The 22,236-nt window shown below is 44.2% G+C and carries 20 protein-coding genes and 2 tRNA genes; 3 read left to right on the forward strand and 19 right to left on the reverse strand.

Going from position 1 to position 22,236, the window contains the following annotated elements:
- Window positions 1-132: 132 nt before the first annotated feature.
- The 7 genes from GFB48_RS01055 to rlmE all read right to left on the reverse strand — a co-directional run bounded on the left by GFB48_RS01055 (window position 133) and on the right by rlmE (window position 5,202).
- Window positions 133-209: transfer RNA gene (locus GFB48_RS01055), tRNA-Met, on the reverse strand.
- 119 nt (window positions 210-328) lie between these two features.
- Window positions 329-413: transfer RNA gene (locus tag GFB48_RS01060), tRNA-Leu, on the reverse strand.
- Between the two features lie 35 nt (window positions 414-448).
- Window positions 449-772 carry a preprotein translocase subunit SecG gene (gene secG / locus GFB48_RS01065; RefSeq protein ID WP_163930287.1) on the reverse strand — a complete coding sequence of 108 codons (324 nt, stop codon included), beginning with the start codon at window positions 770-772 and terminating at the stop codon, window positions 449-451.
- 2 nt (window positions 773-774) lie between these two features.
- Entirely contained in the window at window positions 775-1,554 is a 780-nt protein-coding gene (gene tpiA / locus GFB48_RS01070) for a triose-phosphate isomerase (protein ID WP_163930289.1), read from the reverse strand.
- A 137-nt stretch (window positions 1,555-1,691) separates the two neighbouring features.
- The gene (folP, locus tag GFB48_RS01075) at window positions 1,692-2,537 is read right to left on the reverse strand and encodes a dihydropteroate synthase (protein WP_163930291.1); all 846 of its coding nucleotides are present in this window, start codon (window positions 2,535-2,537) and stop codon (window positions 1,692-1,694) included.
- A 63-nt stretch (window positions 2,538-2,600) separates the two neighbouring features.
- The gene (gene ftsH, locus GFB48_RS01080) at window positions 2,601-4,526 is read right to left on the reverse strand and encodes an ATP-dependent zinc metalloprotease FtsH (RefSeq protein ID WP_163930293.1); all 1,926 of its coding nucleotides are present in this window, start codon (window positions 4,524-4,526) and stop codon (window positions 2,601-2,603) included.
- Window positions 4,527-4,569: 43 nt separating this feature from the next.
- Window positions 4,570-5,202 (reverse strand): 23S rRNA (uridine(2552)-2'-O)-methyltransferase RlmE, encoded by a 633-nt coding sequence (rlmE, locus tag GFB48_RS01085; RefSeq protein ID WP_163930295.1) that lies wholly within the window; start codon window positions 5,200-5,202, stop codon window positions 4,570-4,572.
- 92 nt (window positions 5,203-5,294) lie between these two features.
- Between rlmE and yhbY the strand changes: the two genes are divergently transcribed.
- Window positions 5,295-5,594: a ribosome assembly RNA-binding protein YhbY gene (gene yhbY / locus GFB48_RS01090; protein WP_163930297.1), complete on the forward strand. Its 300-nt coding sequence runs from the start codon at window positions 5,295-5,297 to the stop codon at window positions 5,592-5,594.
- A 64-nt stretch (window positions 5,595-5,658) separates the two neighbouring features.
- Here yhbY and greA read toward each other — a convergent pair whose 3' ends face one another.
- The 8 genes from greA to dnaK form a co-directional block, all read right to left on the reverse strand.
- Window positions 5,659-6,135, reverse strand: coding sequence for a transcription elongation factor GreA (gene greA / locus GFB48_RS01095; protein WP_163930299.1), 477 nt, complete (start codon window positions 6,133-6,135; stop codon window positions 5,659-5,661).
- Between the two features lie 352 nt (window positions 6,136-6,487).
- Complete coding sequence (gene carB, locus GFB48_RS01100; protein WP_163930301.1) at window positions 6,488-9,715, reverse strand: carbamoyl-phosphate synthase large subunit; 3,228 nt, start codon at window positions 9,713-9,715, stop codon at window positions 6,488-6,490.
- A gap of 20 nt (window positions 9,716-9,735) precedes the next feature.
- On the reverse strand, window positions 9,736-10,875 hold the full coding sequence (gene carA / locus GFB48_RS01105; RefSeq protein WP_163930303.1) for a glutamine-hydrolyzing carbamoyl-phosphate synthase small subunit: 1,140 nt from the start codon (window positions 10,873-10,875) through the stop codon (window positions 9,736-9,738).
- Between the two features lie 186 nt (window positions 10,876-11,061).
- Window positions 11,062-11,865, reverse strand: a complete 804-nt coding sequence (gene dapB / locus GFB48_RS01110) for a 4-hydroxy-tetrahydrodipicolinate reductase (protein ID WP_163930305.1) — start codon at window positions 11,863-11,865, stop codon at window positions 11,062-11,064.
- A 110-nt stretch (window positions 11,866-11,975) separates the two neighbouring features.
- Window positions 11,976-12,593: an FKBP-type peptidyl-prolyl cis-trans isomerase gene (locus GFB48_RS01115; protein WP_163930307.1), complete on the reverse strand. Its 618-nt coding sequence runs from the start codon at window positions 12,591-12,593 to the stop codon at window positions 11,976-11,978.
- A gap of 70 nt (window positions 12,594-12,663) precedes the next feature.
- Window positions 12,664-13,449 carry a M48 family metallopeptidase gene (locus GFB48_RS01120; protein ID WP_163930337.1) on the reverse strand — a complete coding sequence of 262 codons (786 nt, stop codon included), beginning with the start codon at window positions 13,447-13,449 and terminating at the stop codon, window positions 12,664-12,666.
- Window positions 13,450-13,543: 94 nt separating this feature from the next.
- A complete protein-coding gene (gene dnaJ, locus GFB48_RS01125) occupies window positions 13,544-14,671 on the reverse strand; it encodes a molecular chaperone DnaJ (protein WP_163930309.1) in 1,128 nt (375 codons plus the stop codon).
- Window positions 14,672-14,764: 93 nt separating this feature from the next.
- Window positions 14,765-16,687 (reverse strand): molecular chaperone DnaK, encoded by a 1,923-nt coding sequence (dnaK, locus tag GFB48_RS01130; protein ID WP_163930339.1) that lies wholly within the window; start codon window positions 16,685-16,687, stop codon window positions 14,765-14,767.
- Window positions 16,688-16,859: 172 nt separating this feature from the next.
- Here dnaK and GFB48_RS01135 point away from each other — a divergent pair, with 172 nt between their 5' ends.
- Window positions 16,860-17,738, forward strand: a complete 879-nt coding sequence (locus tag GFB48_RS01135; protein WP_163930311.1) for a DMT family transporter — start codon at window positions 16,860-16,862, stop codon at window positions 17,736-17,738.
- 75 nt (window positions 17,739-17,813) lie between these two features.
- Here GFB48_RS01135 and GFB48_RS01140 read toward each other — a convergent pair whose 3' ends face one another.
- The 3 genes from GFB48_RS01140 to GFB48_RS01150 all read right to left on the reverse strand — a co-directional run bounded on the left by GFB48_RS01140 (window position 17,814) and on the right by GFB48_RS01150 (window position 20,577).
- Window positions 17,814-18,989 carry an MFS transporter gene (locus GFB48_RS01140; protein WP_163930313.1) on the reverse strand — a complete coding sequence of 392 codons (1,176 nt, stop codon included), beginning with the start codon at window positions 18,987-18,989 and terminating at the stop codon, window positions 17,814-17,816.
- 89 nt (window positions 18,990-19,078) lie between these two features.
- On the reverse strand, window positions 19,079-19,825 hold the full coding sequence (locus GFB48_RS01145; RefSeq protein ID WP_163930315.1) for an urea carboxylase-associated family protein: 747 nt from the start codon (window positions 19,823-19,825) through the stop codon (window positions 19,079-19,081).
- Window positions 19,826-19,839: 14 nt separating this feature from the next.
- On the reverse strand, window positions 19,840-20,577 hold the full coding sequence (locus GFB48_RS01150) for an SDR family NAD(P)-dependent oxidoreductase (protein WP_163930317.1): 738 nt from the start codon (window positions 20,575-20,577) through the stop codon (window positions 19,840-19,842).
- Between the two features lie 88 nt (window positions 20,578-20,665).
- On the opposite strand from GFB48_RS01150, the gene GFB48_RS01155 reads away from it, so the two are divergent.
- Window positions 20,666-21,676, forward strand: coding sequence for an AraC family transcriptional regulator (locus GFB48_RS01155; protein WP_163930319.1), 1,011 nt, complete (start codon window positions 20,666-20,668; stop codon window positions 21,674-21,676).
- Between the two features lie 168 nt (window positions 21,677-21,844).
- Here GFB48_RS01155 and GFB48_RS01160 read toward each other — a convergent pair.
- Window positions 21,845-22,236: integrase core domain-containing protein (locus GFB48_RS01160; RefSeq protein ID WP_163930321.1), on the reverse strand; the 392-nt coding region annotated here is incomplete at its 5' end.

Genomic DNA, 22,236 nt, shown 5'->3' on the forward strand with positions numbered 1-22,236 from the left:
TTTCACTAAGCCATCTGTCCAATACAGAATTTGGATGCGGGGGCCGGATTTAATACCGATACCTTCGCTGGCTGTTATGAAGAGCTGAGCCCGAGGGTGCTTTTCACTAAGCCATCTGTCCAATACAGAATTTGGATGCGGGGGCCGGATTTGAACCGACGACCTTCGGGTTATGAGCCCGACGAGCTACCAAACTGCTCCACCCCGCGCCAATAAGGTGTATTATAGAGACTCCAACTTATACTTGCAACCTTGAATCTGAGGTTATCAAATTGATTCTGGTCACAATTTTCGCCTCCATAATAAAAGGGGTTACCCTTTTGTAATATGGTGCGGATGGAGGGACTTGAACCCTCACGCCCTAGAGCACAACGACCTCAACGTTGCCTGTCTACCAATTCCAGCACATCCGCGTAACAACTAGGCTTCCACATAGTTGACCTGAGTATTAGTCAGGAATTTTATCTTGTTTTGGTTGTTCAACGACTTCTTCAGTTTGAACCGGTACAGATAAATCTTCAAAACCTACTTGAGGATTCACATTATTCGCACTCATACGGCCAATAAGCAGGCTTAAAACAAAAAAGCCAACAGCCAAAATAGCAGTAGTACGGGTTAAAAAATTACCTGAACCTGAAGAACCGAATAGCGTGGCCGAAGAACCTGCACCGAAAGACGCCCCCATATCGGCACCTTTACCTTGTTGAATAAGCACTAGTCCGATCAATGCTATTGCAACAATTACATATAAAACAATTAGTACATCGTACATTATTAAGCACTCTTTGCTATTTCACACAACTCTTTAAATTGAGCCGATTTAAGGCTTGCGCCCCCAATCAATCCACCATCTACATCAGGTTGGGCAAAAATCTCTGCCGCATTGCTTGGGTTTACACTGCCACCATATAAAATCTTTATGTTGTCAGCAGTTACCGCTGACAGCTTCGCAACGAATTGACGAATAAACTTATGCACCTGTTGTGCTTGTTCAGACGTCGCACTTTTGCCCGTACCTATTGCCCATACCGGCTCATAGGCAATAACCGCGTTAGCAAAAGCTTCAACACCATTGCGTTCTACAATACTTGTTAACATTTGCTCAATTACCGCAAATGTTTGCTCAGTTTCACGCTCTTCTAAGGTTTCACCAACACACAATATAGGCATTAACCCTTGGCTCAAACATGCAGCGAATTTCTCTGCCACAACTTGGTTGCTTTCAGAAAACAAGGCACGTCTCTCAGAATGACCAACAATCACATAACTGGCTCCAAACTCTTTCAGCATGGCACCTGATAGCTCACCAGTATAAGCCCCTTGCTGATAAGCACTCAACGTTTGGGCACCTAACTTTAGTTTATCGCTTAACGGCTGATAATCATTCTGAAGCTTTGCTTGAATCCCTCCAAGATAAAGCGCGGGAGGACACACTAACACTTCAATTGAATTATCTACTAAAGTATTTTGTAATTCAGCAAATATTTCATTGGCAAGTTCTGTATTGCCATTAAGTTTCCAATTTGCTGCTATTAAATATTGTCTTGATGACATAGTGTCGCTCCTTGTAAGCGGCGGAAATAATATCTAACCACGGGTTAACTTACAAGAGTTTTACTGATTAAAACAGCTAACCGTGATTAGTATGCTGTTTTTTTACCCACATACCCCCTTAATAGGTACGCCACTGATTACTGAGTAACCAAGCTTGGGTTACGGCAAGCTTGCCACACCTTGATTGCATCTAAGGTAGCTTGCGTATCATGAACTCGAAAAATATGAGCACCTTGCTGTAATCCATATAAAGCAGCCGCAAGAGAACCCGCCAGCCTTTGATCAGCTTCGTTATCTAACAGCTTACCTATCATACTCTTACGTGACACTCCAAGTAACATAGGTAGTCCAAAGTCATCAAAGGCTTTAATTTGGTTCATTAGCTGGTAGTTATGCTGCAGGGTTTTACCAAAACCAAAGCCTAAATCTAAGATCAATTTATCTTTATTAATCCCAGCTTGCTGACAGGCATCAATCCGCTCGTCAAAAAAAGTCTTAATATCCGTTATCAAATCGCGGTATTGAGGGTTTAATTGCATCGTTCTTGGTGTGCCTTGCATATGCATTAGACACACTGGTACGTCTGCTATGGCAGCAGCTTGCAAAGCACCGGGTAAACTTAACGCACAAACATCATTGATAATATCCGCACCTGCGGCTACCGCCTGGGTCATGACTTCAGCTTTTGAGGTATCAATAGAGATCATCAACTCTGTATGTTTACGGATCCCCTCAATCACGGGTATCACTCGATTGAGCTCTTCTTTAAGGGCAACCTCAGGCGCCCCTGGCCGGGTTGACTCGCCACCAATATCAAGAATTTTCACTCCCTGCTCAACCATGGCTAAAGCTTGCTCGATGGCTTTGTTGGTTTGCAGGTATTTACCTCCATCTGAAAAGGAGTCAGGGGTAGTATTAATGATTCCCATAACAACTGGGTTATCTAAACTTAAGATTTTATTTTTGGTTTTTATCTGATACATAACAACAACTATTAACCATCAAAAAAGCCCCGTAATCACGGGGCTTAACTATTTTAAAATGAACTAAGCGTTAGCTTCATCTGTCGTTGATGAAGGACCAGCTTTAGGCTCAGATTCACCTTGTTCGGCAGCAGGCTTGTCGTCATCATTTTTTGGTTCCGTCCAATCAGCAGGCTGTCTAACAGGTTTACGCGCCATGAGATCATCGATTTGAGCGGCATCGATAGTTTCATATTTCATCAAAGCGTCTTTCATTGAGTGCAAAATATCGATATTGTCATTCAGTATTTGCTCAGCGCGCTGATAATTTGTATCGACTAGATGTTTAATTTCAGCATCAATCAAAGTAGCCGTTTCATCGGACATATGCTTAGCCTTCGCCATCGAGCGGCCTAGGAACACTTCACCATCTTCTTCGGCATAGAGCATTGGCCCCAGTTTGTCCGATAGACCCCATTGAGTCACCATCTTGCGGGCTATATCCGTTGCTCGTTCAATATCATTAGAGGCACCCGTGGTTACCTTATCAAAGCCATAAATAATAGCTTCAGCTAAACGACCACCGTATAGCGATGATATCATCGATTCTAGATGCTGTTTTGAATGGCTTACACGGTCTTGTTCAGGCAAATACATGGTCACACCAAGAGCACGTCCTCGAGGGATGATAGATACCTTATAAACAGGATCATGTTCTGGAACAAGACGACCGACAATCGCATGCCCAGCTTCATGATAAGCTGTCATTTCTTTTTCCGCCTCACTCATTACCATTGAGCGACGCTCTGAACCCATAAGAATTTTATCTTTGGCTTTCTCAAACAGTTCCATGGTTACTAACTTGTGGTCACCACGAGCTGCAAAAAGTGCGGCTTCATTCACTAGGTTGGCAAGTTCAGCTCCTGAGAACCCTGGAGTACCACGAGCAATTAAGGACGCTTTAACATCATCAGCAATTGGCACTTTGCGCATGTGTACTTCCAAAATCTGTTCACGGCCACGAACATCAGGCAGTCCAACAGTCACTTGACGGTCAAAACGACCTGGGCGTAATAACGCTGGATCAAGTACATCAGGACGGTTAGTTGCCGCGATAACAATGATACCTTCGTTACCTTCAAACCCATCCATTTCAACTAACATTTGGTTTAGGGTTTGCTCTCGCTCATCATGCCCCCCACCAAGACCTGCGCCACGTTGACGCCCAACCGCATCAATTTCATCGATGAAAATAATACATGGGGCTGACTTTTTCGCTTGTTCAAACATGTCACGTACACGAGACGCACCCACACCCACGAACATTTCTACAAAATCAGAACCTGAGATAGTGAAAAACGGTACCTTGGCTTCACCAGCAATTGCTTTAGCTAATAAGGTTTTACCGGTACCTGGAGGACCAACCATTAGCACCCCAGTAGGGATTTTACCGCCAAGACGTTGGAATTTTGTTGGGTCTCTAAGGTAATCAACTAATTCTGAGACCTCTTCTTTGGCTTCATCACAACCCGCGACATCGGCAAAAGTGGTTTTAATTTTATCCTCAGGCATCAGCTTGGCTTTACTTTTGCCGAATGACATGGCGCCTTTACCGCCACCACCTTGCATTTGACGCATGAAGAAAATCCATACCCCGATCAGTAAAATCATTGGGAACCAGGATATAAAGATTGACGTCAGCATGCTTGGCTCTTCAGGGGCGGTACCCTTGAGATCAATATTAGCTCGCTTTAGATCGTTAATTAAATCAAGATCGGTAATAGGCATGACCGTGGTGAATGATTCCCCTGAAGTCATCTTGCCCTTGATGGTTTGACGATCACTCGCGATCGTCACCTCTTGGATTTGTCGAGACTCCACCGCATTTAGGAACTGGGTGTAATTCATCTGGGCAGCGCTACCCGATGAAGGGGAGTACTCTTTAAATACTGACATTAATACTACTGCGATGACCGTCCATAGTATTAAATTCTTGACCATATCACTCAAATTTTTAGACCTCTGAAGGCTGAAAGGTTTTAACTACAGGTTACTATAACTTGTAACCTGTCGCTACTATGAAAACTTCACGTGAGCGAGATCTTGAAGAATCTGGCTTACGAGACTTTACAACTTTAAATGCTTTACGTACTTCCGCAAGGAATTGATCAAATCCCTCTCCCTGAAATACTTTAACGACGAAGCTGCCATTTGGCGCAAGCACTTGATGACACATATCTAAAGCTAGCTCTACTAAATACATAGCACGAGGCTGGTCAATGGCACCTGAACCACTCATATTGGGGGCCATATCGGACATTACAACATCAATTTTTTGATCACCAACACGATTTAAAATAGCGTTTAGTACGGCTTCATCTCTGAAATCACCCTGCAGGAAATCAACACCGGCAATTGGATCCATAGGTAGCAGATCACAGGCAATCACTCGTCCTTCAGGGGCAACGATAGAAGCAGATAATTGTGACCAACCACCAGGGGCAGCACCTAAATCCACTACATTCATACCAGGGCGAAGTAACTTATCTTTGTTTTGGATCTCATCGAGTTTAAAAAAAGCACGTGAACGTAAGCCTTTTTTCTGGGCTTCCTTCACATATTTATCATCAAAATGCTCTTTTAACCATCTCTTTGAGCTAACACTACGATTTTTTGATTCTGACATTAGGTATAGATAACCAATTCAAGTTAAACTACTTAATATATGGGGCTAAATACCCCGAGTTTCAAGTACTGATAGAAAAAAGTTGATTACTAATGAATTTAACAAACAAGCAAAAGCAACATTTAAAAGGTCTCGCCCATTCACTTAAGCCGGTTGTGCTTCTTGGAGCAAACGGTTTGACCGAAGGCGTATTAGCCGAAATCAACATTGCTTTGGATCATCACGAGCTGATAAAAGTTAAAGTTGCCAGTGAAGACCGTGAACTTAAAAATGCAGTAATTGATGCTATTGTTCGCGAAACTGCCGCAGTTAAAGTTCAAACTATTGGCCATATTTTGGTTCTATTTCGTCCAAGCGAAAAGAAAAAAATCGTATTACCAAAAGCTCGTTAATTTTAAAATAAAAGCCGCTGCTGATGCAGCGGCTTTTTTGTAAAAAAATTTTTCTAAAACTGTTTTAGATGTATTGTACTTTTACAATTTCAAAGTCAGTTTCTCCGCCTGGAGTGACGATTGTGACTTCATCATCTTGCATCTTGCCTATTAGACCGCGTGCTATTGGCGAATTAACCGAAATTAAATTGTTTTTAATGTTTGCTTCATCGTCACCAACAATTCGATAAGTATGCTCTTCATCGTTTTCAAGATTTAAAATGGTAACGGTAGCACCAAAGATAACCTTACCAGTAAAAGTCATTTTTGTTACATCGATAATTTGCGCATTAGATAACTTACCTTCAAGATCACGAATACGTGCTTCACACAAACCTTGTTCTTCACGGGCAGCATGATATTCAGCGTTTTCTTTTAAATCACCTAATGCTGCGGCTTCACCAATAGCATGGGAGATAGCTGGACGCCTTTCATGCTTTAAATAATCTAACTCTTCACGAAGCTGCTGAGCTCCGACTGTAGTCATTGGAACTTGATTCATAAGTCATTAATCTCTTTCACTGCACTTTCTTTTCTTTACAAAAGTACATTTAAATATTTCATTTGGTTTCATTGTAATATGCTCTGGCCTGATAACCAACCCCCCATGCCCAATAAAATAGCCCTTGAAGCTATCAGACTAAATCCATTTTTTTGTGGATATTTATTGATTAATGATAACGACAACAGCCATGGCGAACAAAACGGCAACATCCCCCTTCGTACCCCGTAAATACAACCCTAGAGTGCTCGAAGGCTAATTTCAAAGATATCGCATTACGGTCTAGTTAACATTGGCAGGACTTTATACGCAAAAAAAAACCACCCGTAGGTGGTTTTTTTATGAGGCGTGATTACCCTAGAGAAGCGGTTCTAGCATGCAGTTCCTGCACAGAGCGCACATTGCCTTTGTCATCTTCAGCGTGAGCCAAACAAGTTGCGAATGCTGCATTCATGGTTGTGGTGTAGTTAACTTTAGCTGCTAACGCCCCACCACGTAACTGACGCGAATCTTCAATCGCTTGACGACCTTCAGTGGTGTTCACTATGTAGGTGTATTCATCGTTCTTGATTCGATCAAGAATGTGTGGACGACCTTCGTGTACCTTGTTCACAAGACGAGGGTTAATGCCCGCTTCACCTAATGCCACAGCAGTACCGTGGGTAGCATCAATTTCATAACCCAATGCAATCAAACGTGAGGCTAAGTCTGCCACTTTCTTCTTGTCAGAATTACGAACAGAAATCAGCGCGCGGCCAGACTTAGGCACATCCTTAACAGAACCCAGTTGTGCTTTGGCGTAAGCTTCAGCGAAGGTTTCACCGACACCCATCACCTCACCGGTTGAGCGCATTTCAGGCCCGAGTAGAGGATCCACACCTGGGAACTTGTTAAACGGCAGTACCACCTCTTTAACTGAGTAGTAAGGAGGAATAATTTCCTTAGTAATGCCCTGCTCTTGCAGAGATTGACCGGCCATTACACGAGCCGCAATCTTAGCGACCGCCATACCCGTGGCTTTAGATACAAATGGTACCGTACGCGCAGCGCGCGGGTTCACCTCAATGAGGTAAATCACATCGTCTTTAATCGCGAACTGAGTATTCATCAAACCTTTTACACCTAGCTCAAGGGCAAGTTTGCGTACCTGTACGCGCATCTCGTCTTGGATTGCAGGGCTTAGGGTGTATGGAGGCAGCGAACAACCTGAGTCACCAGAGTGAACCCCCGCTTGCTCAATGTGCTCCATAATACCCGCAATCACTACGTCTTTGCCGTCACAAATGGTATCAATATCTACTTCAATCGCATCGTCTAGGAAACGGTCTAGCAGTACTGGTGATTCGTTAGAAACACTGACCGCTTCGTTGAAGTAACGACGTAAATCAGGCTCATCGTATACGATTTCCATCGCACGACCACCTAGTACATATGAAGGTCGTACAACCAGTGGGTAACCGATACGCTCAGCATCTGCAACGGCACCTTCAATGGTGGTTACGGTTGAGTTTTCAGGTTGTTTTAAGCCTAAACGCTCAACCGCTTGTTGGAAACGCTCACGGTCTTCAGCGCGGTCAATTGCATCTGGGCTAGTACCAATAATCGGCACACCAGCGGCTTCTAAGGCACGGGCAAGTTTCAGTGGAGTTTGACCACCGTATTGCACGATAACCCCTTTCGGGTTTTCAACACGTACGATTTCTAATACGTCTTCGAAGGTTACTGGCTCAAAGTACAGACGGTCTGAGGTATCGTAGTCGGTCGATACTGTCTCTGGGTTACAGTTAACCATAATGGTTTCATAACCGTCTTCACGTAGCGCAAGGGCCGCGTGTACACAACAGTAATCAAACTCAATACCCTGGCCAATACGGTTCGGGCCACCACCTAGAACAATAATTTTGTCTTTATCTGACGGTGCCGCTTCACACTCTTCATCATAGGTAGAGTACATATAAGCGGTGTCGGTTGAGAACTCAGCTGCACAGGTATCTACACGCTTGTACACAGGAAGAATATTGTGCTCGTAGCGACGCTTACGTACTTCTGATTCAGCCACACCCAGGATAGTTGCTAAGCGAGAATCAGAGAAACCTTTACGCTTAAGTTTACGTAGGAAAGTTTCCGTTAGGCCGACTAGGCCGCCCGCTTGCACTTCTTTTTCTAGGTTAATTAGGTCTTCAATCTGTACTAAGTACCAACGATCTACGTTAGTAAGCTTAAATACAGTATCTACAGACCAACCTGCACGGAAGGCATCAGCGATGTATAGAATACGGTCAGGACCCGGCTCACGCAGTTCGTGACGTAGCTTATTTACGGCTTCGTAGTGGTTTAGGTCAACTTGAGGGGTGAAACCATCAATACCAATTTCTAGACCACGAAGGGCTTTTTGTAGCGACTCTTGCTGGGTACGGCCAATCGCCATAACTTCACCAACAGACTTCATTTGAGTGGTTAGACGGTCGTTAGCACCAGCAAACTTCTCAAAGTTAAAGCGTGGGATCTTAGTCACAACGTAGTCAATCGCTGGCTCGAACGATGCTGGTGTTTTGCCACCAGTAATGTCGTTCATTAGCTCGTCTAGGGTAAAGCCTACCGCAAGTTTTGCTGCAATTTTTGCAATTGGGAAACCCGTTGCTTTAGAAGCTAATGCCGATGAACGTGATACACGAGGGTTCATCTCAATGATAACCATACGGCCATCTTTCGGGTTAACACCAAACTGTACGTTAGAACCACCGGTTTCAACACCAATTTCACGCAGTACCGCCATCGAAGCGTTACGCATTAGTTGGTATTCTTTGTCGGTTAGGGTTTGAGCAGGTGCAACGGTGATTGAGTCACCAGTGTGAACGCCCATAGCATCGAAGTTCTCAATCGAACAAACAATAATACAGTTATCATTGCGGTCACGTACTACTTCCATTTCGTACTCTTTCCAACCAATCAACGACTCATCAATTAATAGTTCGTTAGTTGGTGAAAGATCTAGACCACGGGCACAAATTTCTTCGAACTCTTCCTTGTTATAAGCGATACCACCGCCGCTACCACCCATGGTGAACGATGGACGAATAATACAAGGGAAACCTACCATATCTAAAACTTTATAGGCTTCTTCCATTGATTTAGCAGTATCCGCACGAGGGCACTCTAAACCAATTTTTTTCATCGCTTTATCAAAGCGTGAACGGTCTTCTGCTTTATCAATCGCATCAGCCGTGGCGCCAATCATTTCAACACCGAACTCTTTAAGTACGCCTTTGGCTTCCAGCTCTAGGGCACAATTCAGTGCAGTTTGGCCACCCATAGTAGGCAGTACCGCATCTGGACGCTCTTTAGCAATAATATTGCGAACCACTTCCCAGTGAATCGGCTCGATGTAAGTGGCATCGGCCATTTCTGGATCAGTCATAATAGTGGCAGGGTTCGAGTTAACCAGAATAACTCGGTAACCTTCTTCACGAAGGGCTTTACATGCTTGTGCACCTGAGTAATCAAACTCACAAGCCTGACCAATCACAATTGGTCCCGCGCCTAAAATTAGAATGCTTTTAATGTCAGTACGTTTTGGCATTGTTACTTATTCTCCAGAGATTAGGCGTTACGTTTAGCTTCAATAAGCTCAATAAAGTGATTAAATAGTGGCGCAGCGTCGTGTGGACCAGGGCTTGCTTCAGGATGCCCTTGGAAGCTAAATGCTGGCTTATCAGTACGGTGAATACCTTGTAGTGAACCATCAAATAGTGACTTATGGGTCACTTTAAGATTGCTTGGCATGCCTTCTTCTTTTACTGCGAAACCGTGGTTTTGCGAAGTAATCATTACCGTGCCGGCTTCAATATCCGATACCGGGTGGTTAGCACCGTGGTGACCAAACTTCATTTTTTCAGTTTGTGCGCCAGACGCTAGCGCCAGCAACTGGTGACCTAAACAGATACCAAATACTGGAATCTCGGTCTCAAGGATTTCTTTAATTGCCGCAATCGCATAATCACATGGCTCTGGGTCACCAGGGCCGTTTGATAGGAATACACCATCTGGGTTCATCGCTAGCACTTCTGATGCTGGCGTTTGTGCTGGAACCACTGTTACGTCACAGCCACGGTCAACGAGCATACGCAGAATGTTACGTTTAACTCCGTAATCATATGCCACAACTTTGTACTTAAGCTCTTCAGCTGGGGTGTCATCTGGTAGACCGCCCACTAAGCGCCAGCTGCCATTACGCCAATTGTAAGACTCTTTAGTCGTCACTTCTTTTGCCAGATCCATGCCCTTAAGACCAGGGAATTGCTTAGCCAGCTCCAATGCTTTATCTGCATCGATATCACCTGCGATCAAACAACCTGCTTGAGCACCTTTCTCACGAAGAATGCGAGTAAGCTTACGAGTATCAATTTCCGCAATACCAACAACACCATGGTGTTGTAGATAGTTATCTAATGTCATTTCATTACGGAAGTTAGAAGCAATTAAAGGAAGGTCACGAATAATCAGACCACAGGCATGGACGCCATCTGATTCAAGGTCTTCTGAGTTGGTGCCAGTATTACCAATGTGTGGATAGGTTAATGTAACCATTTGGCGAGAATAAGAGGGATCGGTCAAAATTTCCTGGTAACCTGTCATCGAAGTGTTGAATACCACCTCACCAACAGATACTCCTTCAGCACCGATTGAAATGCCTTCAAATACGGTACCATCCTCTAAAACCAACAGTGCAGACTTGCTCAAGGCAACCTCCTTTGGATCAGAAAAATTACTAACTGATTATTGTTAAAATTTACGTTTTTCGCTTGTCTAGGTGACCGAAATAATCCGAATTTTTGACAAATTGCGCGCATTCTATAGATGGCTATCACACTTGTCTAGTGAAATATGGTAACCATCACAATTTAATACAAGCTATCAACCTTTAGGCTACTTTAACCCTAAAACTTGCTGCATATCGTATAGACCGTTAGCTTGGTTAACTAACCATTTTGCTGCACGCATCGAGCCTTTGCCGTAGGTCATTCTACTCGAAGATTTATGAGTAATTTCTAGTCGCTCACCAATATCTGCAAATAAAGCGGTATGATCGCCAATCACATCACCGGCACGCATAGTGGCAAAACCAATGGTGTCACGAGCACGCTCGCCGGTCATCCCCTCACGGCCATACACGGCGACTTTGTTCAGGTCACGACCTAAAGTTTCTGCAATTACTTCCCCCATCTTTAATGCGGTACCAGATGGGGCATCTTTTTTATGTCTATGGTGGGTTTCGCAGATTTCAATATCCGTATACTCGCCCATAACTTTAGCTGCGGTTTCTAAAAGCTTCCACATAAGGTTGACACCCACGGACATGTTAGGGGCAAACACCACTTTAGTTTGCTTAGATAGCTCATCTAATTGTGATAATTGTTGCTCGTTAAAACCAGTCGTGCCTGTTACTAGAGCTTTGTTGTTGGTGGCACAAATAGCCAAATGCTCAAGGGTAGATTCTGGAGAAGTAAAATCGATTAATACATCAAAGTCATCGAGGCCTGTCTCGATACCCGCTTTAAGCTCAATGCCCAGTTTACCCACACCCGCAAGCTCACCAGCATCTGCGCCTAACAACGAAGAGTTACCACGAACAAATGCGGCCCCTAAGGTGACCCCTTCCTCTAAGGTTGCGGCTTCAACTAAAATTCTCCCCATACGGCCAGCAGCGCCAACCACACCAATTCTTATCATTATTGCTTCCTACGATCACAAAAAAGTTATTACGATGAATTCCAACTAAACCCATTGTGATAACCCCGTCATTGTACCCAAAAAAAAGGGCGCCTAAGGCGCCCATTAAACTATTTGATTTCGATTAATTCAACATCGAACTCTAGTGCTGCAAATGGAGGGATTGCAGCACCAGCACCTTGCTCACCGTAAGCTAGGTGGTGTGGGATATATAGACGGTACTTAGCGCCAACTTGCATAAGTTGTAGTGCTTCAGTCCAACCAGCGATAACGCCAGAAACTGGGAACTCAGCAGGCTCACCACGAGCAATTGAGCTATCGAACACTTCACCGCTTACAGGTAGACGACCTTCGTAGTGAGCACGGATTGTAGAATCAACAGTAGGTTTGTCACCGTTACCTTGTTCTAGGATTTGGTACTGTAGACCAGACTCAGTTACGATAACTTCTTCACGCTTGGCGTTCTCTTCTAGAAATTTTTCACCAGCTTCAGCAGCGATCTTAGCTTGCTCTTGGCGAGCAGCGTTAATACGCTCAGAAATGACAGTAAAAGCGTTTTGTAATTCTTCTTGAGTGATGGCACTTGGCTTACGGCCAAGTGCATCAGCAAGACCTTGCTGAACCGCAGTCACATCTAGACCTTCAAATGGGTTGGCAGCCAGTTGCTCGCCTAATTGACGGCCTACGCCGTAACTTGCTTGTAATTCTACTGTATTGAACTCAGACATCTAAATTTTCTCTATGTATAAAAGTGAAGCTATTGTAACAGAGATAGCTCGGCATAACAGAGCTAACTGCTTAAGGTTTTATACATATGGGCTGCTTGCCTAGTTTCAAGGCATTTTCATAAATCGGTTGTAATTTTTTTGCTTGAATGGTTAATTGCTTAATTCTAGATTGAGGTGATGGATGGGTAGAAAGAAGCTCAGGTCCACCACTACCAGCTGCTGCCGCCATTCGTTGCCACAGTTTCGGCGCTTGAGCTGGGTCAAACCCTGCCGATGCCATTAACTCTGCGCCTATGACATCCGACTCGGTTTCTTGCTCACGGCCATAGGGCAAAATGATCCCCACCTGCGCCCCCAGTCCTAACGCACTCATATAGGCATCACGATTTTGCACGTTACCCGATTGCATCGCCGCATTGGCGATACTTAGTCCAGTTTGGGTTAATTGGGCACGGCTCATTTTCTCGTTACCGTGGTTGGCCAAAACATGGCCGACTTCATGGCCAATAACCGCCGCCAGTTGATGTTGATTGGCAGCAAGCTCGACCAAACCAGTGTAAACCCCAATATAACCGCCAGGTAACGCGAAAGCATTGATTTGTTCAGATTCGAACACCAGAGTTTGCCAACTGCCACTTACCTCGGCAGTAATCGCATCGCTGATGCATTGCACATAGCGATTAACACTGCGGTTTTTACTGACTTTTTGGTCTGCTTTTATTTGTTCGAATGCTTTAGCTCCCATTTGTGCCATCTCAACTTCACTGAAGTGTAAATACTGACCTCTTCCTGTGGGACTGGTGGTGTTGGCACAAGAGCTCAAAAACACACTCAGCAGAATAATTAATAGTCTCATTTCCATAACCCTCCTGTTTTGGTATTAACTTAGCTTGCTTTTAGGCATAAAAAAAGCCCCAACAACAGGTTGGAGCTTCAATAGCGTTCAGTGATTAGCTTTTAAGGTCATCAAAGAATTTTTTCACACCATCAAAAAAGCCTTCGGCTTTGGGGCGGTGCTTTTCAGGTTTACCGCTGAGTGATGTTTCAAATTCCTTAAGCAGCTTCTTCTGATGCTCAGTTAGGCTCACTGGGGTCTCTACCGTTACCTTACAAATCAAGTCACCAACACTATGGCTGCGAACGGATTTCACCCCTTTACCACGCAAGCGATACATACGACCAGTTTGGGTTTCTGCCGCAATTTTCAGTTTCACTTTACCTTCTAAGGTCGGCACTTCAATATCACCGCCTAGCGCCGCAGTGGTGAATGAAATTGGCACTTCACAATATAGATTATTGCCATCTCGCTCAAAAAGACTATGTTCACGAACACTCACTTGAACGTATAGATCACCTGGAGCCGCTCCGTACTCACCACGCTCGCCTTCACCAGCTAATCGGATCCGATCTCCCGTATCAACACCCGCTGGGATCTTAACATTAAGGGTCTTGGTTTTTTCTACTGCGCCACGACCATAACATTTAGAGCAAGGCTCTTTAATGATCTTACCTTTACCGTTACATGTTGGACATGGTTGCTCAACAGCAAAGAAGCCTTGACGCATCTGTACTTTACCTTGTCCATGACAGGTACCACAAGTCGATGCAGAGGTACCAGGCTTAGCACCTGAGCCATCACAAGGTTCACAATCCACCATCGATGGAATGCGGATTTCTTTCTCAACTCCAGCCACTGCCTCTTCAAGAGTTAAGTCCATGTTGTAGCGCAGGTCTTGACCGCGTGCTGGTTGACGCTGGCGACGCCCTCCACCAAAGATGTCACCAAAGACATCGCCGAAGATATCACCGAAATCGCCCTGACCGCCACCAAAGCCACCGCCACCACGATTAGGATCAATACCAGCATGACCAAACTGATCATAAGCAGCACGCTTAGAGCTGTCAGTCAGGATCTCATAGGCTTCTTTTACTTCTTTAAAACTCGCCTCGGCGGCGGCATCACCTGGATTTCGGTCCGGGTGATACTTCATCGCTAGCCGTTTATATGCTTTTTTAATGTCGCGCTCGCTGGCATCGCGAGCTACGCCTAATACTTCATAAAAATCACGTTGAGACATTAATCATTGTCCTTTACATGCTTAAATACATTAAGGGGCGTATTGGCAACCCAATACGCCCCATAAACTTTTCGCTTAAGTTAAGGCGACGTATTATTTTTTGTCGTCTTTAACTTCTTCGAACTCAGCGTCAACAACGTCATCAGCAGGATTTGCTTGTTGTTGTGGCTGGGCACCAGCGTCAGCGCCTTGCTGTGCTTGTGCTTTAGCTTGGGCAATTTCCATCAGCTTTTGAGAGGCTTGCATTAATGCTTCTTGTGCTTTCTCAATCGCTTCTTTGTCGTCGCCTTTGGCCGCTTCTTCAAGTGCTTTGATTGCATCTTCAATCTTAGTCTTGTCATCCGCTGGTAGGTCATCACCTGCTTCTTCAACTTGTTTCTTAGTTGCATGCGCAAAACCATCGGCTTGGTTGCGGGCAGTAACAAGTTCTTCAAACTTAGCATCTGCATCAGCGTTGGCTTCTGCGTCACGCACCATTGCTTCTACTTCTTCATCAGATAGGCCAGAGTTCGCCTTAATGGTGATCTTCTGTTCTTTACCCGTGTTCTTATCTTTTGCAGATACGTGCAAGATACCGTCCGCATCGATGTCGAAAGTCACTTCAATTTGTGGCATACCACGCGGTGCAGGCTCAATGCCTTCTAGGTTGAATTGACCTAGAGACTTGTTACCCTGTGCTTGCTTACGCTCACCTTGAAGTACGTGAATGGTTACCGCCGCTTGGTTGTCTTCAGCAGTTGAGAAGGTTTGTGATCCCTTAGTTGGGATGGTGGTGTTCTTCTCGATAACTTTAGTCATCACGCCACCCATTGTCTCAATACCTAGAGACAGTGGCGTTACGTCTAGTAGTAGTACGTCTTTAACGTCGCCCGCTAATACACCACCTTGGATGGCCGCGCCCATTGCTACTGCTTCATCTGGGTTAACGTCTTTACGTGGCTCTTTGCCAAAGAAAGCAGTTACTGCTTCTTGTACTTTAGGCATACGAGTTTGACCACCAACCATGATAACGTCAGTCACGTCAGAAATTGATAGGTCAGCATCTGCTAGAGCAACTTTTAATGGCTCTAGAGAACGTTGAATTAAGTCTTCAACTAATGACTCTAGTTTTGCACGAGTGACTTTAACTACAAGGTGCTTAGGACCGGTTGCATCAGCAGTGATGTAAGGTAGGTTTACTTCAGTTTGCTGTGCAGAAGACAGTTCGATCTTAGCTTTTTCTGCGGCTTCTTTTAGACGCTGCATCGCTAGTGGATCGTTCTTAAGGTCAATGCCTTGTTCTTTTTGGAACTCTTCAGCTAGATACTTAATTAAACGGTTATCAAAGTCTTCACCACCTAGGTGAGTGTCACCGTTAGTTGCGAGAACTTCGAAGGTCTTTTCACCATCCATTTCATCGATTTCAATGATAGAGATATCAAAAGTACCACCACCTAAGTCGTATACCGCCACGATGTTATCGCCAGAGTTTTTATCCATGCCGTAAGCAAGGGCAGCCGCCGTTGGCTCGTTGATAATACGCTTAACTTCTAGACCCGCAATACGACCAGCATCTTTAGTCGCTTGACGCTGAGCATCGTTAAAGTATGCAGGAACAGTAATGACAGCTTCAGTCACTGCTTCACCTAGGAATTCTTCCGCAGTTTTCTTCATTTTCTTAAGAACTTCAGCAGAAACCTGTGGCGGCGCCATTTTTTCATCGTTTACGCTTACCCAAGCATCGCCGTTGTCAGCTTTAACGATTTTGAAAGGCATGATATCAACATCACGTTGAACATTTTCGTCTTCAAAAGTACGACCAATTAAACGCTTGATCGCAAATAATGTGTTGTGCGGGTTAGTAACTGCCTGACGTTTTGCAGGAGTTCCTACAAGGATTTCGTCATTGGTGTAAGCAATGATCGAAGGAGTAGTACGATCACCCTCTACGTTCTCAATTACGCGAGGCGCACCGCCGTCTAGAACTGAAACACAAGAGTTAGTTGTACCTAAGTCAATACCAATAATTCTACCCATTAGGCTTTCTCCAAACACTAAACTGTCTATAAAATAGGTGTTAGCTAATTTAGCCATTTGCTAAACTGCTTTTTCGTTAATGCATATATAGGGGCGGGCTTTTGTTTTTAAAGTCTAATCCCACAAAAAAATTGCTTTTTTTTATAAAAAATTAATAAAACACTTAAAAACAATGACTTATAAGCATTATTTTTTTGCTTTCGCAGCAATATTTTTTTGGTCAACAGTGGCGACAGCATTTAAAATTGCCCTTGAAAGCTTAACTGTGCCGCAATTGCTGCTGATTGCCAGCGTGTTTTCCTGGCTGTCGTTATTAGTGATCGTAGCAATCAACGGCAAACTTGGACGCATCAAAGCTCAATTTAGACAGAAGCCAGGCTATTACCTTATAGTGGCTTTATTCAATCCCGTGCTGTATTACCTGGCACTATTTAAAGCCTATGACTTACTGCCCGCCCAGCAAGCATTGTCACTCAACTACACTTGGGCGGTGCTGCTGCCGTTACTTGCTGCGCCAATATTAAAACAAAGCCTGACACTCAAAGATATTAGCTGCGCCTTAATTGCTTATTTCGGTGTGGTGGTGATTGCCACTAAGGGCGATTTTGCTTCCATGAGTTTTGATTCGCCACTTGGGGTGGGCTTGGCACTATTAAGTACGCTATTTTGGTGTGGTTATTGGCTGCTTAATACCAAAGCCGAAGGCGATGCCAATGTCAGCCTGTTTATTAGCTTCTCCCTGGCTATTCCCATGTTGGTAATCGTTAACCTAGGGTTAAACGATTGGCACCCCATTACTCTTAATGGCCTCATGGCTGGCGCCTATGTAGGCTTGTTTGAAATGGGCATTACCTTTGCGCTGTGGCTGCAGGCATTAAAGTTGGCTCCCAAAGCGGCAAGCGTTTCTAACCTAGTATTTTTAAGCCCGATATTATCCATTGTATGGATTGCGCTCATTCTTGGGGAAAAAATTGAAGTAACCACCTTGGTAGGACTCGGCTTTATTTTGGCGGCACTGCTATTCCAGAAGATTGGTAAAGCTGGCAGCTAAAGCTAAATGGTAATAAGAGTAAGCAACAAAAAAGCGGCCTAATGTCGGCCGCTTTATATCATGTTTGAGTAATGCTTACTTTGGCTTTCTTACAAGCACCACACTCGCCAATACGATGGCTAAACTGATGGCGATGGCACTTAGAGTGATCACCGACTCAAAGCCGTAGGCATCAATGCCGATACCCGCCAGCAAAGTACCAATGGCAAAACCACTGGCCATCGCCAGTAACAACAACCCTTGGGTAAGCGCAGGGCTTGCTGGTGATAACCTTGCGGCAATGGCCGCAATAGCCATATCAAACCAAGAAATAGACTGCATTAACGCCACAATTAATAGCACCGGCACAAAGCTTGCCACTCCAGTGCCAATTAAAAAATACAAACCAAAGCCCACTAAGGCATAAACCCCTAGGGCGGCTGTCCACACTTTATAGGGACCAGAGTGTTGCATCCAGCGACCAACGGGCTCTAACACCACTATTGTCAGCAAGGCCGATAGGGCGATACCAATAGCAGAGCTAGACATTTCTACGTTAAATACCTTGGCAATAATAATCGGTCCCATTTCCATTAAGTTGCTGGATAAAAACATAGAAAAGAACACAGATACTAAAAATATCACCCAAATGTAGGTTGGAGCACTTTGATGTTGCTCGGCTTGGCCTTCCTCAGTAACGTCATCGCTCTGTTGCTTGACTTTATTGGGCGGAAACAAACTGGTCGCCAGTAAACTAAGCACCACCAATACCATCAATGCTAATAACTGTTGCTGCTGGGGTACTTGGTACAATTGCATTGCCGCTACAAGTAAGCCCGCCACTAAAATACCAGCAAACTGACTTTGGAATAGGCGAGTGAGGCCTTGGCCCTCTTCCTCTTGGTTAGTGGCATCACTAATAATAAATGCGGGGTTTAACACCAACATAGAGACTGTGCCCAATCCGATTAACAGCCCCACCAGCCAGTAATGCCAAGATTCAGCGCCAGCAAAATATAAGGTAATGAGCGCCCCAAGGTGCCCCAGTAATGCCAACTTTTGCATGAGCCTATGGCAATCAAACTTATCGGCCACCAATCCAAGTAACGGCGCAACAATACCAAAACCGCCTAATATAGCCATTACCTGCCCCATTAGTGTACCGCTACCGGTTTTCTCAATAATGATTGGGGTGAGTAAAATGGCCACGGTGACCCACTGGACCACACCAATGGATGACTGAGCTAAATACCAAGGCTTAAATGCTTTCATTAATTATTTCCCTTAAGTTTATATACCCCAAATAAAAAAGCAGTAATATTAATTACTGCTTTAATAATAGTATGGCTAAAATGCCTTAGCTATACATCATAAATTTCGTATGCCAGCGCCCTAGCAGTAATGTTTTCAGGCTCAGTCATTGGTACCGCGTAATCACCAACAGGACAGGCTGATACTGCCACAATTAAGTCCATTTCTGCCACGAACTCAACATAATCCCCTGGGTTACTGCGAGTATTAACACTATCACCACTGCCATCGGGCTGAATAAAACTCGGTTGGAACACCATGAAGTTATCGTGAATAATGTCTGCTTCGGTCAAACCAAAAGGCGCAACCGCACTCATACCATTAGCATGGCAACTTGGGTGACCTTTAACGCCACTTAGCATCTCCCACTGAGCTTCTGTGCAGTGTCCACCCAATACCACATGGTTTCTAAAGTTATCTGGTAGTTCTGGCTCACCAGAATGTTCCACTAATACCGTAGCCATTGGCCTAACATGGGGCATACACGACCATAACTGGCTGTATTGGCTTAAGTAAGCGCCCTCATACAAGAAGGTCGTGTGGCCCATAAAGTGCTCTTTGGGGTTATTTTTATTAAATAACCACACATCGCCAATTTGCGGACCTTCGGCCTGAATGATACGGAAAACCTGCCCCGCTTTAACAACGAAACCTTTGCCACTTCTGGCTGCAATATGCCCTTGTTCAACTAAGGTAAATTGCTCACGTTGCTCTGTCAATTGATGGTACTTTGGATCAATTGCAGTACCCATGAGCATGCCGCTATCGCGCTGCATCTTCTTTTGAACTGTGCTCATCTTAATGCTCCTAATTACCAATCAATGCGAGTGCGGTCAGTAAAGAAACCAGCAGTTGGGCCATCTTCATCTAAAGTCGCTAACCATACGCTAGTGTCGGCACCTTCTCGTGGCGTTTTAGGACGGGCGTCATCACCATAATCTGGCAGCTCATCCAGATTCATGTCGGTTTCCACCCAACCTGGGCAACAAGAATTCACTTTCACCCCATGGTCACGGAATGCTTTAGCAAATAACACGGTATTAGCGTTTACGCCAATTTTAGAGGTTTGATAAGCCGCACAGATATCATCAAATAATGGTGAGTTCATATCGCTTAGCTGAGCTAATTGCGCCACTTGAGTAGATACGTTCACCACTCGACCAGCACCCGAGCGAATAAGTAATGGCGCAAGTGCTTGGGTAAATAGGAAAGGCCCTAAGTGATTCACTTCAATCACATCGCGAAGCATTTCTTGTTTAATGTCCAGCGGGCTGATACCAAAATCAACGAGTAGTGCGGCGTTGTTCACTAACGCATCTAATTTGCCGAACTCGGCTTCAATATCGGCAGCGATTTTTGCAAAACTGCTGTTGTCTCGAAGATCTAGCTTTAAAGCTGAAGCCTTGTGCCCTTTCTCTGCCATTGCAGGTAAATGTTCACCACAGTCTTGAATGTCTGCCATGATCACATGGTAACCCTGTTCCATTAATAATTCTGAGGTGGCAAAACCAATACCTTGATAGGCACCTGTCACTAAAGCAATTTTCATAACTGATCTCCAACGGATTTTGATAACAAGATTGTAACCAATCAAAATGGGGTATAATTGTCATTTAAGCTCAAAATACAGCAATATTATGGATCAACAACACAATTTTATTCGCCACTATTTAGACTTCGATAGCCAATATCAAAAGCTGATGATTGAGCGCTTAATAAGCATCGCCCAAAAGTTAGCAAAAAGCCAGCTAATAAAAGCATATTTACCTAATGAAAATAGTAAGTTAGATAAGGCCCAAACCTTTGAGTGTGTTACCCGAGCAATATCCACTCTGGTAGATTCTGGCTCACCAGAAGCAGGATTATTGCTCGGTAAATCATTCACCATTGAAGACTTTGGTTTGTTTAACATTGCCATTAGTAACTGTAGTAACTTAGATGAAGCGCTAAAACTCATTTGTCGTTATTGTTCACAAGTGGAATTTGGTTTATCCCTCATTTACCAGATAAGTGCAAAGCAAAGCTACCTACAAATTAACACCCATATTAGCGATATTAGTAAACCTTGGTACGTTGAAGATGCGCTGTTTGGTTGCCTGAATGTACTGCGGGGTTTAGCCGAAGATAAATTTATTCTGCAACAGATTGATATCACCACCAGCACCCCTTCTGCTGCTAGTTACTTTGAGGACTTAGCCTGCAAAGTAAACTTTCAACAGCCACATACCCGCATTTACTTTGCCCCTTTTAATGATCAGCCATCGAGCAATAATCAGCAGCTCAATGAGGTCGCTATTCGCTGGATGCTGAGCAGTAATGATAATCAGGATGAACTGCTCGACAGGATTTATAAAATCATGTTTGAGCATATTGGTAGCGGCAGACTCAGCCAAGATTGGCTTGCCAAACAATTGCAAACCAGTACCGCCACCTTAAAACGTAAACTCGCTCGGCTTAATACCAGCTTTAGCAAAATCCAAAGTGAAATACGCATGCTGTTGTCCTACGACTATTTGCTCAATACCGACCTGAGCGTGTTAGAGATAGGGCAAATTCTAGATTACACCGACAGTGGTAACTTTTGTCGGGCGTTTAAGAAGTGGTTTGGGTGTTCGCCGCATCAGTTTAGGAAGATGAATCGAGTTTAGTTTTTTGATTTCAATGTTGTTCTTTATTGAGAGTTCAATTTCAACTTAGTGAGTACTTTGAGCTTCCCTCACAGTTCCGGTCTGGGAGTCGCGGTGGCGACGGCACCCAGAAGGGAGCGGCTGTGTATAGACCGGGGACATAGTAAACACTTTGTTCGGGGACATAGGTTACACCTTTAAATTTAGTTCCTTAATCAACTGATGGCGATAATATATTTTATATATGCCATCAATTGTTGTTTCATGAACACCAACTTTCCTCCCTTTAAATACCTCCCCTATAGAATATGTTTTACCTTTGAAGTTGACTTGGCCATTCGGTGAAACACTACGTACATGGCAGGCTTCATCATATTCAAACACTGGCGATAAGTTTTTAAACTCTCTGTTACTAACCTTATAGCGTGATGACGGAACCTCTAAGTTCAATGCGCAGTGAGGCCTAATCTGGTTATATTCTTCTCGCCATTGATTACACGCCACTTGTAGAGATTCTATTGAAGTAAATGAACTTCGTTTAAGTAACTCCTCTTTCAACGTTCTATGAAAGCGCTCATCCT

This window comes from Paraferrimonas sp. SM1919, from assembly GCF_010993985.1.
Lineage (GTDB): Bacteria > Pseudomonadota > Gammaproteobacteria > Enterobacterales > Shewanellaceae > SM1919.